General features: G+C 70.4%; 14 protein-coding genes and 1 pseudogene. 6 read left to right on the forward strand and 9 right to left on the reverse strand.

Going from position 1 to position 13,543, the window contains the following annotated elements:
- Positions 1–71: 71 nt before the first annotated feature.
- The 3 genes from ABZ070_RS29530 to ABZ070_RS29540 are packed head-to-tail and all read right to left on the reverse strand — an operon-like array spanning position 72 to position 3,096.
- Positions 72–1,205 (reverse strand): Mrp/NBP35 family ATP-binding protein, encoded by a 1,134-nt coding sequence (locus ABZ070_RS29530; RefSeq protein ID WP_356638400.1) that lies wholly within the window; start codon positions 1,203–1,205, stop codon positions 72–74.
- A gap of 42 nt (positions 1,206–1,247) precedes the next feature.
- Positions 1,248–1,841, reverse strand: a complete 594-nt coding sequence (locus ABZ070_RS29535; RefSeq protein WP_356638401.1) for a DUF1003 domain-containing protein — start codon at positions 1,839–1,841, stop codon at positions 1,248–1,250.
- Positions 1,834–3,096 (reverse strand): CBS domain-containing protein, encoded by a 1,263-nt coding sequence (locus ABZ070_RS29540; protein WP_356638402.1) that lies wholly within the window; start codon positions 3,094–3,096, stop codon positions 1,834–1,836. The genes ABZ070_RS29535 and ABZ070_RS29540 overlap by 8 nt, the downstream gene beginning before the upstream one ends.
- Positions 3,097–3,249: 153 nt before the next feature.
- Here ABZ070_RS29540 and ABZ070_RS29545 point away from each other — a divergent pair, with 153 nt between their 5' ends.
- Positions 3,250–4,047 carry a hypothetical protein gene (locus ABZ070_RS29545; protein WP_356638403.1) on the forward strand — a complete coding sequence of 266 codons (798 nt, stop codon included), beginning with the start codon at positions 3,250–3,252 and terminating at the stop codon, positions 4,045–4,047.
- Between the two features lie 107 nt (positions 4,048–4,154).
- Here ABZ070_RS29545 and ABZ070_RS29550 read toward each other — a convergent pair whose 3' ends face one another.
- Both ABZ070_RS29550 and ABZ070_RS29555 read right to left on the reverse strand, forming a co-directional pair.
- A complete protein-coding gene (locus ABZ070_RS29550) occupies positions 4,155–4,667 on the reverse strand; it encodes a hypothetical protein (protein ID WP_356638404.1) in 513 nt (170 codons plus the stop codon).
- Positions 4,668–4,702: 35 nt separating this feature from the next.
- Positions 4,703–5,818, reverse strand: coding sequence for a magnesium and cobalt transport protein CorA (locus ABZ070_RS29555; protein WP_356638405.1), 1,116 nt, complete (start codon positions 5,816–5,818; stop codon positions 4,703–4,705).
- 447 nt (positions 5,819–6,265) lie between these two features.
- On the opposite strand from ABZ070_RS29555, the gene ABZ070_RS29560 reads away from it, so the two are divergent.
- Positions 6,266–6,862 (forward strand): suppressor of fused domain protein, encoded by a 597-nt coding sequence (locus ABZ070_RS29560; protein WP_356638406.1) that lies wholly within the window; start codon positions 6,266–6,268, stop codon positions 6,860–6,862.
- A gap of 18 nt (positions 6,863–6,880) precedes the next feature.
- Here the strand turns inward: ABZ070_RS29560 and ABZ070_RS29565 are convergent, their stop codons facing one another.
- Complete coding sequence (locus ABZ070_RS29565; RefSeq protein WP_356638407.1) at positions 6,881–8,125, reverse strand: MFS transporter; 1,245 nt, start codon at positions 8,123–8,125, stop codon at positions 6,881–6,883.
- A 175-nt stretch (positions 8,126–8,300) separates the two neighbouring features.
- On the opposite strand from ABZ070_RS29565, the gene ABZ070_RS29570 reads away from it, so the two are divergent.
- From ABZ070_RS29570 to ABZ070_RS29580, 3 genes are all read left to right on the forward strand, one after another.
- A complete protein-coding gene (locus tag ABZ070_RS29570; protein WP_356638408.1) occupies positions 8,301–8,939 on the forward strand; it encodes a DUF6758 family protein in 639 nt (212 codons plus the stop codon).
- A 147-nt stretch (positions 8,940–9,086) separates the two neighbouring features.
- The gene (locus ABZ070_RS29575; protein WP_356638409.1) at positions 9,087–9,950 is read left to right on the forward strand and encodes a PHP domain-containing protein; all 864 of its coding nucleotides are present in this window, start codon (positions 9,087–9,089) and stop codon (positions 9,948–9,950) included.
- 46 nt (positions 9,951–9,996) lie between these two features.
- Positions 9,997–10,602: a MarC family protein gene (locus ABZ070_RS29580; protein ID WP_356638410.1), complete on the forward strand. Its 606-nt coding sequence runs from the start codon at positions 9,997–9,999 to the stop codon at positions 10,600–10,602.
- A gap of 114 nt (positions 10,603–10,716) precedes the next feature.
- Here the strand turns inward: ABZ070_RS29580 and ABZ070_RS29585 are convergent, their stop codons facing one another.
- Positions 10,717–10,872 (reverse strand): hypothetical protein, encoded by a 156-nt coding sequence (locus ABZ070_RS29585; RefSeq protein ID WP_356638411.1) that lies wholly within the window; start codon positions 10,870–10,872, stop codon positions 10,717–10,719.
- 176 nt (positions 10,873–11,048) lie between these two features.
- Here ABZ070_RS29585 and ABZ070_RS29590 point away from each other — a divergent pair, with 176 nt between their 5' ends.
- Positions 11,049–11,948, forward strand: coding sequence for an NYN domain-containing protein (locus tag ABZ070_RS29590; RefSeq protein ID WP_356638412.1), 900 nt, complete (start codon positions 11,049–11,051; stop codon positions 11,946–11,948).
- Here the strand turns inward: ABZ070_RS29590 and ABZ070_RS29595 are convergent.
- Both ABZ070_RS29595 and ABZ070_RS29600 read right to left on the reverse strand, forming a co-directional pair.
- Positions 11,939–12,790, reverse strand: coding sequence for an alpha/beta hydrolase (locus tag ABZ070_RS29595; RefSeq protein WP_356638413.1), 852 nt, complete (start codon positions 12,788–12,790; stop codon positions 11,939–11,941). The genes ABZ070_RS29590 and ABZ070_RS29595 overlap by 10 nt on opposite strands.
- Before the next feature lie 85 nt (positions 12,791–12,875).
- A pseudogene (locus ABZ070_RS29600) lies at positions 12,876–13,543 on the reverse strand (ATP-dependent helicase); the annotation flags it as partial.

The raw sequence follows: 13,543 nt of genomic DNA on the forward strand, positions 1-13,543 counted from the left end.
GTGCACACACGCGCGCCTTCACTCTCATGTGTGAGAGTTGGCACCGGACGTGCACGGTGCCGCCCTGGCCGTCAGAACTTGTTGCGCGGCGTGATGCCGAGGGACATGCCCGACAGACCGCGCTGGCGGCCGCCGAGCTTGCCGGCGATCGAGCGCAGCGCCGCGCCCGCCGGAGAGTCCGGGTCGGTGAGGACGACCGGCTTGCCCTCGTCGCCGCCCTCGCGCAGCCGTACGTCGATCGGGATGGAGCCCAGCACCGGCACGGTCGCGCCGGTGGTCTTCGTCAGCCCCTCCGCGACCCGCTGGCCGCCGCCCGTGCCGAAGACGTCGACCATCTCGTCGCAGTGCGGGCACGGCAGGCCGGCCATGTTCTCGACGACGCCCACGATCTTCTGGTGCGTCTGGACCGCGATCGACCCGGCGCGCTCCGCGACCTCGGCCGCCGCCTGCTGCGGGGTCGTGACGACGAGGATCTCGGCGTTCGGGACGAGCTGGGCGACGGAGATCGCGATGTCGCCCGTGCCCGGCGGGAGGTCCAGCAGCAGGACGTCCAGGTCGCCCCAGTACACGTCCGCGAGGAACTGCTGCAGCGCGCGGTGGAGCATCGGACCGCGCCACACCACCGGTGCGTTGCCCGGGGTGAACATGCCGATGGAGATCACCTTCACGCCGTTCGCCGACGGCGGCATGATCATGTTCTCGACCTGGGTGGGACGGCCGTCCGCACCCAGCATGCGCGGCACGCTGTGGCCGTAGATGTCCGCGTCGACGACGCCGACCTTCAGACCGTCCGCCGCCATGGCCGCCGCGAGGTTCACGGTCACCGAGGACTTGCCCACGCCGCCCTTGCCGGAGGCCACCGCGTAGACCCGCGTCAGCGAGCCCGGCTTGGCGAACGGCACCTCGCGCTCCGCGGTGGTGCCCCGCAGCGACGCCGCGAGGTCCTTGCGCTGCTCGTCGCTCATCACGTCCAAGGTGACATCGACGTGGGAGACGCCCTCGACGCGGGCGACCGCCTCGGTCACGTTCTTGGTGATCGTCTCGCGCATGGGACAGCCGGAGACGGTGAGGTACACCGTGACGGCGACCGTGCCGTCGTCCCCGATGTCGACCGACTTCACCATGCCCAGTTCGGTGATCGGTCGGTTGATCTCGGGGTCGTTCACCGTCGCCAGTGCCTCAAGCACCGCGTCTTCCGTAGCCATACGCAGATGGTACGGCGCTGCGCACCGCGTTCGGAAAGCCCGTCAGCGGTCGTCTTCGTCACTCCCACCGGACCGCTCGTGGGGAAGCGGCACGCGCTGCTCCTGCAGCTCCCTGACCAGGTCCTGGAGTTCCGAGCGGATCCAGTCCCGGGTGGCGACCTCGCCGAGGCCCATCCGCAGCGCCGCGACCTCGCGGGTCAGATACTCGGTGTCCGCGATCGACCGCTCGTTCTGCTTGCGGTCCTGTTCGAGATTCACCCGGTCCCGGTCGTCCTGCCGGTTCTGCGCCAGCAGGATCAGCGGCGCCGCGTACGACGCCTGGAGCGACAGCGCGAGGGTCAGGAAGATGAACGGGTACTCGTCGAAGCGCAGATCCGAGGGCGCGCTGACGTTCCACACCACCCACGCGATGATCGTCAGCGTCATCCAGACGAGAAACCGGCCCGTCCCCAGGAACCGCGCGATCTTCTCCGAGAGCCGCCCGAAGGCTTCGGGGTCGTAGTCGGGCAGCAGGCTGCGCCGCGGGGCCCGCGGAAGGTCGAGCCGTGCCCGTGTCCGCGGGGCGGCGCTCGCCCCGGCCGGCATGCGGTCGCGCTCGATCCGTTCGGGCGGCCCCTGGTCCCGCCCGCTAGCCATGCGCGGACTCCTCGAACTCCGTCTCGCGCCAGTCGTCCGGGAGCAGGTGGTCCAGTACGTCGTCGACGGTCACGACCCCGAGCAGCGAGCCGCTCTCGTCGACGACGGGCGCCGCCACCATGTTGTAAGCCGCGAGGTGCTGGGTGACGGCCCGCAGCGGAGCCTCCGGGGACAGCGGCGGCAGGTCGCTGTCCACGATCGAGCTGACCAGCGTGAACGGCGGGTCCCGCAGCAGCCGCTGGAAGTGCACCGTGCCGAGGTACTTCCCCGTCGGGGTCTCGTCCGGCGGCCGGCACACGTACACCTGGGCGGCGAGTGCGGGGGACAGGTCCTGCTGGCGTACGCGGGCCAGGGCGTCGGCCACCGTGGAGTCGGGCCGCAGCACGATCGGCTCGGTCGTCATCAGACCGCCCGCCGTGCGCTCCTCGTACGACAGCAGCCGTCGTACATCGGCGGCGTCGGCGGGCCGCATCAGCGCCAGCAGCCGCTCCTTGTCCTCCTCCGGGAGCTCGGACAGCAGGTCGGCCGCGTCGTCCGGGTCCATGGCCTCCAGCACGTCGGCCGCCCGCTCCTCCTTGAGCTTGCCGAGGATCTCGACCTGGTCGTCGTCGGGAAGTTCCTCCAGCACGTCGGCGAGCCGGTCGTCGTCGAGAGCCGCGGCCACCTCGGCGCGCCGTTTCGGCGAGAGATGGTGCAGCACGTTGGCCAGGTCGGCAGGCCGTAGCTGCTCGAAGGTGGCGAGGAGGCTCTCCGCGCCCTGCCCGTGTTCCTCGAGCGAGAAGCCGGTGACGGCGGACCACTCCAGAGTCAGCGTCTCGCCCTTGCGGCGCAGCGCGCCGCCCTTGCCCTTGCGTACGAAGACCTTGTCGATCTCCCAGTCGCGACGGGCGGGAAGCTGCTGGACGGCCACGTCGAGAACGGTCACCTCCTCGCCGCTCTCCACCAGGCGGACGCGGCGGTCGAGGAGTTCGCCGAGCACCAGCCGTTCGGTCGGGCGCTGCTCGAAACGGCGGACGTTGAGCACGCCGGTGGTGATGACCTGTCCCGACTCGATGCCGGTGACGCGGGTCATCGGCAGGAAGATCCTGCGGCGGCTGATCACCTCGACCACGAGGCCCAGGAGCCGCGGCGGGCGGCGCCCGACGCGCAGCATCGCCACCAGGTCGCGTACGCGTCCGACCTGGTCGCCGTTGGGGTCGAAGACAGGCACGCCCGCGAGGTGCGAGACGAAGACCCGAGGGGCGCCTCCAGCCATGCTCGCCCCTCCTCTTTTGCTGGAAAATGCATGGTTTCGACGGGTTCAGGCTAGCCGGTACCGTTCCGGGCCGCCCCCGGCTGACGTCCGTACGGCTGCCTGTGAACCGGTGCACCCCACACGGGTACGCTGCGCACTGCCATCCCCCCACAGATGAGAGGCAGTGCGCTTGTGACTCCCCTCCCTCCGGTCGGCCGAGTGCGCCGGGTTGCGCTCTCAGCGGTGCTGTGTGCCGGGCTGGCCGTGGCGCTCACGGCGTGCGGCGAGGACCCGGACGCGGGGACCAACGGGATCGGGAAGCTCTCCGCGGAGGAGATCGAGAACAAGGCGCGGGCGGCGGCGGACGCCGCGGCCTCGGTGCGCCTGTCGGGGACGCTCGTCAGCAAGGGCGGCACGTACAAGCTGAACATGCGGCTCAAGCACGACGGCGGCACGGGTTCGCTGACCTCGAAGGAGAATGCCTTCGAGCTGCTGCGGATCGACGACGCGCTCTTCCTCAAGGCCGACGCCGGCTTCTGGAGCCACGTGGACGGTGGTGGCGAGGAGCCCAGCAAGTCGGACATGGAGGCGGCCGAGAAGCTCGCCGACAAGTACGTGAAGGTGCCCAAGGGCGACCCGTCGTACAAGCAGTTCCGCGGCTTCACCGACATGGACGTGCTGCTCGACGGGCTGCTCGGGATGCAGGGCGAGCTCAGCAAGGGCGACCGGACACAGGTCGGCGGGGTGCGCACGATCAAGGTCACCGCGGGCGAAGGCGGCCGGGGCGGGGTCCTCGACGTCTCGCTCGAGGGCAAGCCGTTTCCGCTGCAGTTCGCGCGGGCGGGCGGAGCCGGGGTGCTCACGCTCGCGGACTGGGACAAGGACTTCCCGCTGGCCGAACCCGCGAAGGGGGAGACGGTCGACTACGGCGGTCAGCTCCCGAAGACGTCGGGATCGGGCTCGGGCGGCTGACGGTTCGAGGGGCCGGCACGGTTCGACGGGCGGGCACGGTTCGACGGGCCGGCTGAGGGCGGACGGGCCGGTCTCTCAGCGGCCTGAACGAGGCCCGGCCCGAGCGGTCAGCCGCGCCGCCCCCGTCGCTTCAGCAGCAGCCTCGGCAGGGCCGCCGGAATCGGGCGGCGCGTCGTCGCCGCCGTCGGCAGCGGTGCCGCAGCCAGCGAGCCGTCGGGCAGCTCGGTGACGGTGTCCTGTGGCTCGAGCCGCAGGACCCGGCACTCGCGCGCCCAGCGCTCCGTCATCTCCTCGGTGTCCGGTGCGTTCAGCCGCTTGCCCTTCAGCTCACCGACGGCCGCATGCCATTCCACGGAGCGCGGGGGCAGTTCCGTCACCGTCGCGGCCCAGGCGACCAGCCGACCGCCCTTGTCCTTGCTGCGGACGGTGACCTCGGCCGGTCTGCCGTCGGCCAGCCCCGGCAGCGGCTGCTCGCCCGGCCCGTCCCCGACGACGTGCACGGCGCCCTCGTGCCACACATGCCACAGGGCGCGTGCCGGACCGTCGCCGCGCACCCAGATGAGGCCGGACTTCTTGGTGGCCTCCTCGACGAGCGCCTGGCCGAGCAGATGGGATGTCATACGCGCAGCCTATCTACCGGCACTCGCGGAGCGCCCTACAGCCATCCGTTGCGCTTGAGGGTGCGGTGGATCGCGAAACACACGACCGCGATGCCGGTGAGCACCGCCGGATAGCCGTACTTCCACTGCAGCTCGGGCATGTGGTCGAAGTTCATGCCGTAGATGCCGCAGACGGCGGTCGGCACGGCGATGATCGCCGCCCAGGACGTGATCTTGCGCATGTCCTCGTTCTGCGCGACGGTCGCCTGTGCCAGGTTGGCCTGCAGGATGGAGTTCAGCAGCTCGTCGAAGCCGATGACCTCTTCCTGAACCCGGGCGAGGTGGTCGGCGACGTCACGGAAGTACTTCTGGATGTCGGGGTCGATCAGCCGCATCGGCCGCTCGCTCAGCAGCTGCATCGGCCGCAGCAGCGGGGAGACGGCCCGCTTGAACTCGAGCACCTCACGCTTGAGCTGGTAGATCCGCCCGGCGTCGCTGCCGCGCGGGCTGCCCTTGGCGGGCGCCGAGAAGACGTCGATCTCGACCTCGTCGATGTCGTCCTGCACGGCGGAGGCCACCGCGATGTAGCCGTCGACGACATGGTCGGCGATGGCGTGCAGCACGGCGGAAGGGCCCTTGGCCAGCAGCTCGGCGTCCTTCTGCAGGCCGTGCCGCAGCGCACGCAGCGACCCCTTGCCGCCGTGCCGCACGGTGATGACAAAATCCCGGCCCGTGAAGCACATCACTTCACCGGTCTCGACGACCTCGCTGGTCGCGGTCAGTTCGGCGTGCTCGACGTAGTGGATGGTCTTGAAGACCGTGAACAGGGTGTCGTCGTACCGCTCGAGCTTGGGCCGCTGGTGGGCGTGGACCGCGTCCTCCACTGCCAGCGGGTGGAGCCCGAACTCGGCCGCGATACCGGCGAATTCGGCCTCCGTCGGCTCGTGCAGTCCGATCCAGGCGAAGCCGCCCTCCTCACGCACGCGCAGCATCGCCTCGTGGGGCGTCAGGCAGGCACTGCTCTCGAGACGCCGGCCGTCGCGGTAGACGGCGCAGTCGACCACCGCGCTGGAGGCGGAGGGGTCACGGGTCGGGTCGTAGCTGCTGTACGGGGCGCTGCTCTTGCGCAGCGAGGGGCGGACCGCTGCGCGCAGGTCACGGATCATCGACATGGCTGGCTCCTTCACGGAGAGGCCGTCGGCGGTGCGTGGCACAGCCCGGAATGGGGACGTGAGGTATACGTCCGCAAAGCGGGCGGCACCGCGTGGTCGCGGTGACGGCGTTCGCTACAGACAGGCAAAAACGAAGTGCTCGCGCTCTTCCGTCGTGCGAAGTGCCGTGGGGCCCGTGCGTGGGAGCCTCAGCTCACGATTCCCGGTTCGCCGTGTCAGGAACGGCGAAAGGAACGGTGCCGTGCGGAAGAGCTGCTGGTACTGCACGATCGACTTCGATCCACCGCAGCCTCACCTCCTCCGGCCGGTCCCCCGTGAGGGACGACGTGTCGTCGGGACTCGAAGGCAGCGTTTCTGCGTGCCGTCCCGACCAGCGGCCAAGACTATCAGCCGACTGCGGGTCAATCCCTGTGTTTGCCCTCTCCTTACGCGTTTTATGCTCGCGACATGGAAGACGTTCTTGCTCTTGTCGACGCCCGGCTGCGCAGCGCGCTCGGCGAACCGGACGCTCGCGCCGCCGTGACGTTTCTCGGCACGGACCGCATCGAGGTGTTGCGGTTCCGGGACCGTGACGGCGACAAGGAGATCGTCCGCTACGCCACTCTCGGGATGTCGGCGCACCCCATGACCGATCCCACCGCGACCCTCGCCGACCCGGTCAAGGGGCCTCGTGCGGAGCTGATCCTGAGCGTGCGGGCCGGTCTCGCCGACACCGACAAGGCGCTGCGCCCGCTCGCCGTACTGGCAGCGTCGCCGCAGGTCGAAGGTGTGATCGTGGCTCCGGGGGCATCGCTCGACGTCGGTGAGCCGCTGTGGCCCTCGGCGCCGTTCAGCTCGGTGCTCGTCGCGGAGCCGGGCGGCCTGGTCGAGGATCTCGAACTGGACGACCCGATGGACCCGGTGCGCTTCCTGCCGCTGCTCCCCATGACGTCGAACGAGGCCGCCTGGAAGCGGGTCCACGGTGCGGCGGAGCTTCAGGAACGGTGGCTGACGCACGGGACCGACCTGCGCGATCCGCTGCGCAGGTCCGTGACGCTCGACTGAACCGGCGGCCCGGCAAGGTCAGTTGGCCACGACGCTCACGCTGTCCTCGACGGCGTGAAGGGGCTTCAGTTCCTTCGCCTCGAGACTGAGCGAGGTGCGCTTCACCCAGACGATGCCCGCACCGACGACGGCCGCCGCGGCGGCCACCACGAACGGGATGCGGATGTCGGTCCACTCCTCGATCTTCGGCGCGAGGAACGGGGCGGCGGCCGCCGCGAACCAGCGCACGAAGTTGTAGCCGGCGCTCGCCACCGGCCGCGGGGCGTCGGAGACGCCGAGCGCCAGCTCCGTGTAGACGGTGTTGTTCAGGCCGATGAACGCGCCGGAGGCGACGGTGCCGACCACGGCGGCCGCGTGGTTCCCGTAGCCGAGTACCAGCAGGTCGACGGCGAGCAGGAGCAAGGATCCGCCGAGCACCTTCAGCGACCCGAACCGCTCCTGCAGCCGCGGCGCGACCAGCACCGAGAAGACCGCGAGCAGCACACCCCAGGCGAAGAAGACCGCGCCCGACTTGTAGGGCGTCATGTTCAGCACGAACGGGGTGAAGGCCAGCACCGTGAAGAACGCGTAGTTGTAGAAGAACGCGGACGCGGCGGCCGAGGCGAGACCTCCGTGCCCGAGGGCCCTGACGGGGTCGAGCAGCGAGGTCTTGCGGGCCGGTGTCGGCTGCTCCTTCAGGAACACCGCGATGCACACGAAACCGACCGCCATCAGGGCCGCCGTCCCGAAGAACGGATACCGCCAGCTGGCATCGCCGAGCACCGCCCCGAGCAGCGGACCACAGGCCATGCCGAGGCCGAGAGCCGACTCGTAGAGCAGGATCGCGGCGGCGCTGCCGCCCGCCGCCGCGCCGACGATCACGGCGAGGGAGGTCGAGACGAAGAGCGCGTTGCCGAGCCCCCAGCCCGCGCGGAAGCCGACCAGTTCGCCCACCGAGCCGGACGTCCCCGAGAGGGCGGCGAAGAGGATCACGAGCGCGAGTCCGGCCAGCAGGGTCTTGCGTCCGCCGATGCGGCTGGAGACGAATCCCGTGACCAGCATGGCGAATGCGGTGATCAGGAAGTACGAGGTGAACAGCAGCGAGACCTGACTGGGTGTCGCCTCGAGGCCCTGGGCGATGGACGGCAGGATCGGGTCCACCAGACCGATGCCCATGAACGCGACGACGGATGCGCCCGCCGTCGCCCAGACCGCCTTGGGCTGGCGCAGGATGCTGCGGGCTCCCTCGTCGAGCGGAGCTGCTGCGGTTTCCCGTCCTTGCATGGAACGGCTCCTTCCGTCGTGCGGGTTCGCGGGTCGGCGCGGCTTGCTATCCGCCGAGAGTAAGTTAGACAGGCTAATAAATTCAAGCTACATCTATCTCGGCGGGTGGAAGGGTTCGTGCCGGACGGGTGATCGTCCTTGACGCGAGGTCGGCCGGAGAGGACCGTTGGGCCCTATGAGGGGCGAACCCAGTTGCCCGAAGTGCGGTGGCCGGGTGAGGGCGCCCGGTCTCTTTGCCGACTCCTGGCAGTGCGATGTGCACGGTTCCGTGCACCCGCTGCAGCCGGTGATCCCGCCCAGTGTCGAGGCCCTCGGTGTCGTGGTGCACCGCGCGAAGGTCCCCGTGTGGATGCCCTGGCCACTGCCGGTCGGCTGGCTTTTCACCGGTGTCGCCTATGCGGGCGACGACCGCAGCGGCGGCCGTGCCACGGCGGTGGCCTGCTCCGGGCCCGGCCCGCTCGGCGGCATCGGGGAGCTGCTGCTGATCGCGGAGGAGCTGGGCGTCGGCCTCGGCTCCCGGTATGCGGGAATCGACGGACCGGACCCGGGGCCGCACATCGAGGTCGCCAAACCCCCGCAGGCGAAGGTGCTCGCCGCCGGCAGGCCCACACCGCTCTGGCACGTCACGGGCGCGCCCGACGACCGTGCGGTCTTCGCCGGCGAGGCGCGCGGACTGTGGCTGTGGGCCGTCGTCTGGCCGGAGCAGACCGGGCTGCTCCTGTACGACGAGTTGGTGCTCACGGACCTGCGGGACGCCGGCGCGGAGGTCGAACTGCTGCCGTGCGGTGCGCTGTCACCGCGACTGCTGTCCTGACCGGGCCGCGCCCGCGACATGACCGAGGCCGCTGTCCTGATCGCACACGGCCCCGGTGCGGCCGCCGTTTCGCCCGGCCGGAAGGTGTGTGCGGGGCGGTTATCCTGGGGTGTCCCCTGTCCGCCCGCGAGCCCCGGAGTCAGCGTCGTGCGCATCGATCTGCACACCCACTCCACGGCTTCCGACGGTACGGACTCCCCGGCCGAGCTGGTGCGTAACGCCGCCGCCGCCGGTCTGGACGTCGTGGCGCTCACCGACCACGACACGACCCGTGGGCACGCCGAGGCGGCCGGCGCGGTCCCCGAGGGCGTGACCCTCGTCACCGGCGCCGAACTCTCCTGCCGTCTCGACGGCGTCGGACTCCACCTGCTGGCGTATCTGTTCGATGCCGAGGAGCCCGATCTGCTGCGCGAGCGCGAGCTCGTGCGCGACGACCGGGTGCCTCGCGCCCGGGCGATGGTCGGCAAGCTCCAGGAGCTCGGCGTGCCCGTCGAGTGGGAGCAGGTCGCCCGTATCGCCGGCAACGGGTCCGTCGGCCGGCCGCACATCGCTGAGGCCCTCGTCGAGCTGGGTGTCGTGTCCTCGGTGTCCGACGCCTTCACCCCGCTGTGGCTCGCCGACGGCGGCCGGGCATACGTCGAGAAGCACGAGCTCGACCCCTTCACCGCGGTCCGCCTGGTCAAGGCGGCCGGCGGCGTCACCGTCTTCGCCCACCCGCTCGCCGTCAAGCGAGGCCGGGTGGTCCCCGAGTCGGCGATGGCGGAGCTCGCCGCCTGCGGCCTCGACGGCATCGAGGTCGACCACATGGACCACGACGAGGCGACCCGTGCCCGGCTGCGCTCTCTCGCCGGTGAGCTGGGGCTGCTGCCCACGGGCTCCAGTGACTACCACGGCAGCCGCAAGACCTGCCGGCTCGGCGAGTACACCACCGACCCGGAGATCTACGGCGAGATCACCCGCCGCGCCACGGGCGCCTTCCCGGTGATGGGGACGGGCGGAGTCCGCCTGTAATCCCGCCCCTCTCCCTGAACCACCCTCTCCACGCAAGGCCCTCACTGTGTTCGACGCTGCCGTTTTCGGCTCTCTGTTCCTGACCCTTTTTGTCATCATGGATCCCCCCGGGATCACGCCGATCTTCCTCGCGCTCACTTCCGGGCGCGCCACCAAGGTGCAGCGCCGGATGGCGTGGCAGGCCGTGGCGGTCGCCTTCGGAGTGATCACCGTCTTCGGCATCCTCGGCCAGCAGATCCTCGACTATCTGCACGTCTCCGTGCCGGCGCTGATGATCGCCGGCGGTCTGCTCCTGCTGCTGATCGCCCTCGACCTGCTCACCGGAAAGACCGACGAGCCCAAGCAGACGAAGGACGTCAACGTCGCCTTGGTGCCGCTGGGCATGCCGCTGCTGGCAGGCCCCGGTGCGATCGTCTCGGTGATCCTCGCCGTTCAGCACGCGGAGGGCGCCGGGCAGCAGGTCTCGGTCTGGGCGGCGATCGTCGCCATGCACGTCGTGCTCTGGCTGACGATGCGCTACTCGCTTGTGATCATCCGCCTGATCAAGGACGGCGGTGTGGTGCTGGTGACGCGGCTCGCCGGCATGATGCTCTCCGCGATCGCCGTGCAGCAGATCATCAACGGCGTCACACAGGTGATCCAGGGCGCGTGAGCGGCCCGGGACGCAGGCGCAGCACGCCCCCGTACGGCAGTCCGTACGGGGGCGTCGTGCGTCGGTCGTGCGTCAGTTGTGCGTCACGTCGTGCGTCGAGAGCTCAATGAGGCGTTATGAAGCAACGGGTGCGTCGGCGGGCCGGATATAGATGCGCTGGCCGATCGAAGCGGCCTGCTGCACGATCCGGTTGACGGAGGCGGCATCCACGACCGTACTGTCGACAGCGGTGCCGTCGACGTCGTCCAGTCGCATGATCTCGAAGCGCAAGGCTTCTCCCTTCGTCTGATCCTCCTGCAGGAGAACTGAATGGCAGACGGATGTCTCCGTCTGTGTACACAGGGTTGCAACGCCGTGCATCCTGCAAACATTCCCTACGCTAAGGAAATTTTTCGATTGCCTAACTACTGGCGGGTAGCGCTGTGGACACGGAGAATGAGCCGCGTATGAACGATGCAGAGATCAACGAGATCGCCACCCGCCTGGAGCGCACCAATGAGCTCCTGCGGCGGATGCTCGCCGAGGGCGCGAAGACCCCGTCGACCCATGCCATCTTCGTCGACGCCGGTTACGTCTATGCTGCGGCGGGGTTGCTTGTGGCGGGCACCGAGGACCGGCGCTCCTTCGACCTGGACGCCGAAGGGCTGATCGCGGCCTTCATCGAGAAGGCAGGCAAGATCTTCACCGACAGCCGACTGCTGCGGGTCTACTGGTACGACGGCGCCCGGCGCCGCATCCACACCACGGAACAGCAGTCCATCGCGGAGCTGCCCGACGTCAAGGTGCGCCTCGGCAACCTCAACGCCAACAATCAGCAGAAGGGTGTCGACTCCCTGATCCGCACCGATCTCGAGTCGCTCGCCCGGCACCGTGCCATCAGCGACGCGGCACTCGTCGGCGGAGACGAGGACCTCGTCTCCGCCGTCGAGGCCGCCCAGGGCTACGGCGCGCGCGTCCACCTGTGGGGCATCGAGGCCGCGGAGGGCCGCAACCAGGCGGAGCCGCTGCTGTGGGAGGTCGACAGCCAGCGCACCTTCGACCTCGGCTTCTGCCGCCCCTACATCACCCGCAGGCCCGTCACGACGTACGAGAACGAGGGGGAGCCGCCGCCCTCGCGCGACGAAGTGCGGTTCATGGGCGCCCAGATCGCGGCTACGTGGCTGGGGGAGCGGGGGCGCGCCGAACTCGCCGGACTGCTCCCCGGCCATCCCTATCTGCCCGGCCCCGTGGACCAGGACCTGCTGATCGAAGCGGAACGAAGGCTCCAGCGATCACTGCGCGGCCACGCCGTACTGCGCCGAGCGCTCCGTGACGGGTTCTGGCAGCACCTGCAGTCTCAGTACTGATCCCAGAACCGCGCGAGCGCGGAAGCGGTCTCCAGGGGGCGGTCCGTGTTCGGCGAATGCTCCGCGCCCCGGACGACCGTCCGGTGCGCTTCCAGTCGCCCAGCCATCTCGTCCAGCAGTGGCACCGGCCAGGTGTCGTCGCGTTCGCCCGACAGCACGTGCTTGGGCAGCGGCCCTACGCCGGCGAGTTCGGCCACCCTGTCCGGCTCCGTCGTCAACTGGCGGCCGGTGGCGATGAGCTGAGCGGGATTGTGGCGCAACCAGCGGCGTCGCAGATCCTCCCGGCCCTCGGTGGCCTCCGCCTCCGCGTCCTCGGGTGCGTCGAACGCCAGAATCGCCTCCCACACCTGGTCCATCGGCATGACGGCGAGTGCGTCGCCCAGCAGCTTCACCCGCTGCTGCTGGGCCGGGCTGATCTGGGCAGGACCCGAGGACATCAGCGTGAACGTCGAGAACGGGGAGGCGTCCAACAGAACGGCGGCGCGGGCGATCTGACCGCCGAGCGAGTGCCCCACCAGGTGCAGGGGGCCGCCGACGGCCGCTGCCTGGGCGAGGACGTCCCGAGCCAACTCGCCCTGCTCGTACGCAATTTGGTCCGCCGGTCCCTCGGTCTCGTACTGTCCGCGACCGTCCACCGCGACAGTCCGGTAACCGGCGTCGGCCAGCGGCTCGAGCAGCGCGATGAAGTCCTCCTTGCTGCCCGTGTACCCGGGGAGCAACAACGCGGTGCCGCGCAGGACTCCGGACGGCCGCGCGTCGAGCACGGCGAAGGTGCCGCGCGAGGTGGACAGCGGGCGGGGCTCGGCGCAGGAGGGCGGCACGAAGGTGGGCGGGCGACTCATGCGACGAGGCTAACGCGGACAGTGGGGGAAAACCCCGGATGGCCCGGCCCCGTTTTCGGGGCCGGGCCATCCGGGTGCCAGTGCGTCAGCTCTCCGGCTGCGCCACGGCCTTGCGCGTACGCGTCCGGCGCGGCTTCGCCTCGGGCTCCGCCTCCGGCGCGGTCTCCGCGGCGGCCGTCGTCACCTTGGCCTCCGCGGCCTTGCGCGTCCGGGTGCGGCGCGGCTTGGCCTCGGCCTCTGCCTCGATCGCCTCCGCCGTGTCGACGGCCTTGGTGGCGCGGGTGCGCCGACGCGGCTTCGCCTCGGGCTCGACGCTCTCGACGCTCTCGACGGTCTCGGCCGCCGGCTCCGCGGCCTTGCGCGTCCGGGTGCGGCGCGGCTTGGCCTCGGCCTCCGTCTCGACAGCGGTCTCGACGGGCGCCACGGCCTTGCGCGTACGCGTCCGGCGCGGCTTCGCCTCGGCCTCGGCCGGCTCGACCGCCTCCGCCGTGTCGACTGCCTTGGCGGCACGGGTACGCCGACGGGGCTTCGTCTCCGCCTCCGCGACAACCGCATCGGCCTCTGCGACCACGGCCTCGGCCTCGGCGACAACGGCCTCCGACGCGCGACGGGTACGACGGCGGCGCGGCTTGGGCGCCGCCTCCGCCTCGGGCTCGGACTGCTCGGCGGTCTCGACGGTCGTCCGGGCGGCACGACGGCGTTGCCGAAGCTGATCCCGCGCACCCATGACGACTACGCCTACCAGAGCCGGAT

It is taken from the genome of Streptomyces sp. NPDC006283, assembly GCF_040613325.1.
Lineage (GTDB): Bacteria > Actinomycetota > Actinomycetes > Streptomycetales > Streptomycetaceae > Streptomyces.

Bases quoted from the DNA above. Each gene is read 5' to 3' on its own strand.
- ABZ070_RS29530 (WP_356638400.1), bottom strand. From the start codon at position 1,205: ATGGCTACGGAAGACGCGGTGCTTGAGGCACTGGCGACGGTGAACGAC.
- ABZ070_RS29535 (WP_356638401.1), bottom strand. From the start codon at position 1,841: ATGGCTAGCGGGCGGGACCAGGGGCCGCCCGAACGGATCGAGCGCGAC.
- ABZ070_RS29540 (WP_356638402.1), bottom strand. From the start codon at position 3,096: ATGGCTGGAGGCGCCCCTCGGGTCTTCGTCTCGCACCTCGCGGGCGTG.
- ABZ070_RS29545 (WP_356638403.1), top strand. From the start codon at position 3,250: ATGAGAGGCAGTGCGCTTGTGACTCCCCTCCCTCCGGTCGGCCGAGTG.
- ABZ070_RS29550 (WP_356638404.1), bottom strand. From the start codon at position 4,667: ATGACATCCCATCTGCTCGGCCAGGCGCTCGTCGAGGAGGCCACCAAG.
- ABZ070_RS29555 (WP_356638405.1), bottom strand. From the start codon at position 5,818: ATGTCGATGATCCGTGACCTGCGCGCAGCGGTCCGCCCCTCGCTGCGC.
- ABZ070_RS29560 (WP_356638406.1), top strand. From the start codon at position 6,266: ATGGAAGACGTTCTTGCTCTTGTCGACGCCCGGCTGCGCAGCGCGCTC.
- ABZ070_RS29565 (WP_356638407.1), bottom strand. From the start codon at position 8,125: ATGCAAGGACGGGAAACCGCAGCAGCTCCGCTCGACGAGGGAGCCCGC.
- ABZ070_RS29570 (WP_356638408.1), top strand. From the start codon at position 8,301: ATGAGGGGCGAACCCAGTTGCCCGAAGTGCGGTGGCCGGGTGAGGGCG.
- ABZ070_RS29590 (WP_356638412.1), top strand. From the start codon at position 11,049: ATGAACGATGCAGAGATCAACGAGATCGCCACCCGCCTGGAGCGCACC.
- ABZ070_RS29595 (WP_356638413.1), bottom strand. From the start codon at position 12,790: ATGAGTCGCCCGCCCACCTTCGTGCCGCCCTCCTGCGCCGAGCCCCGC.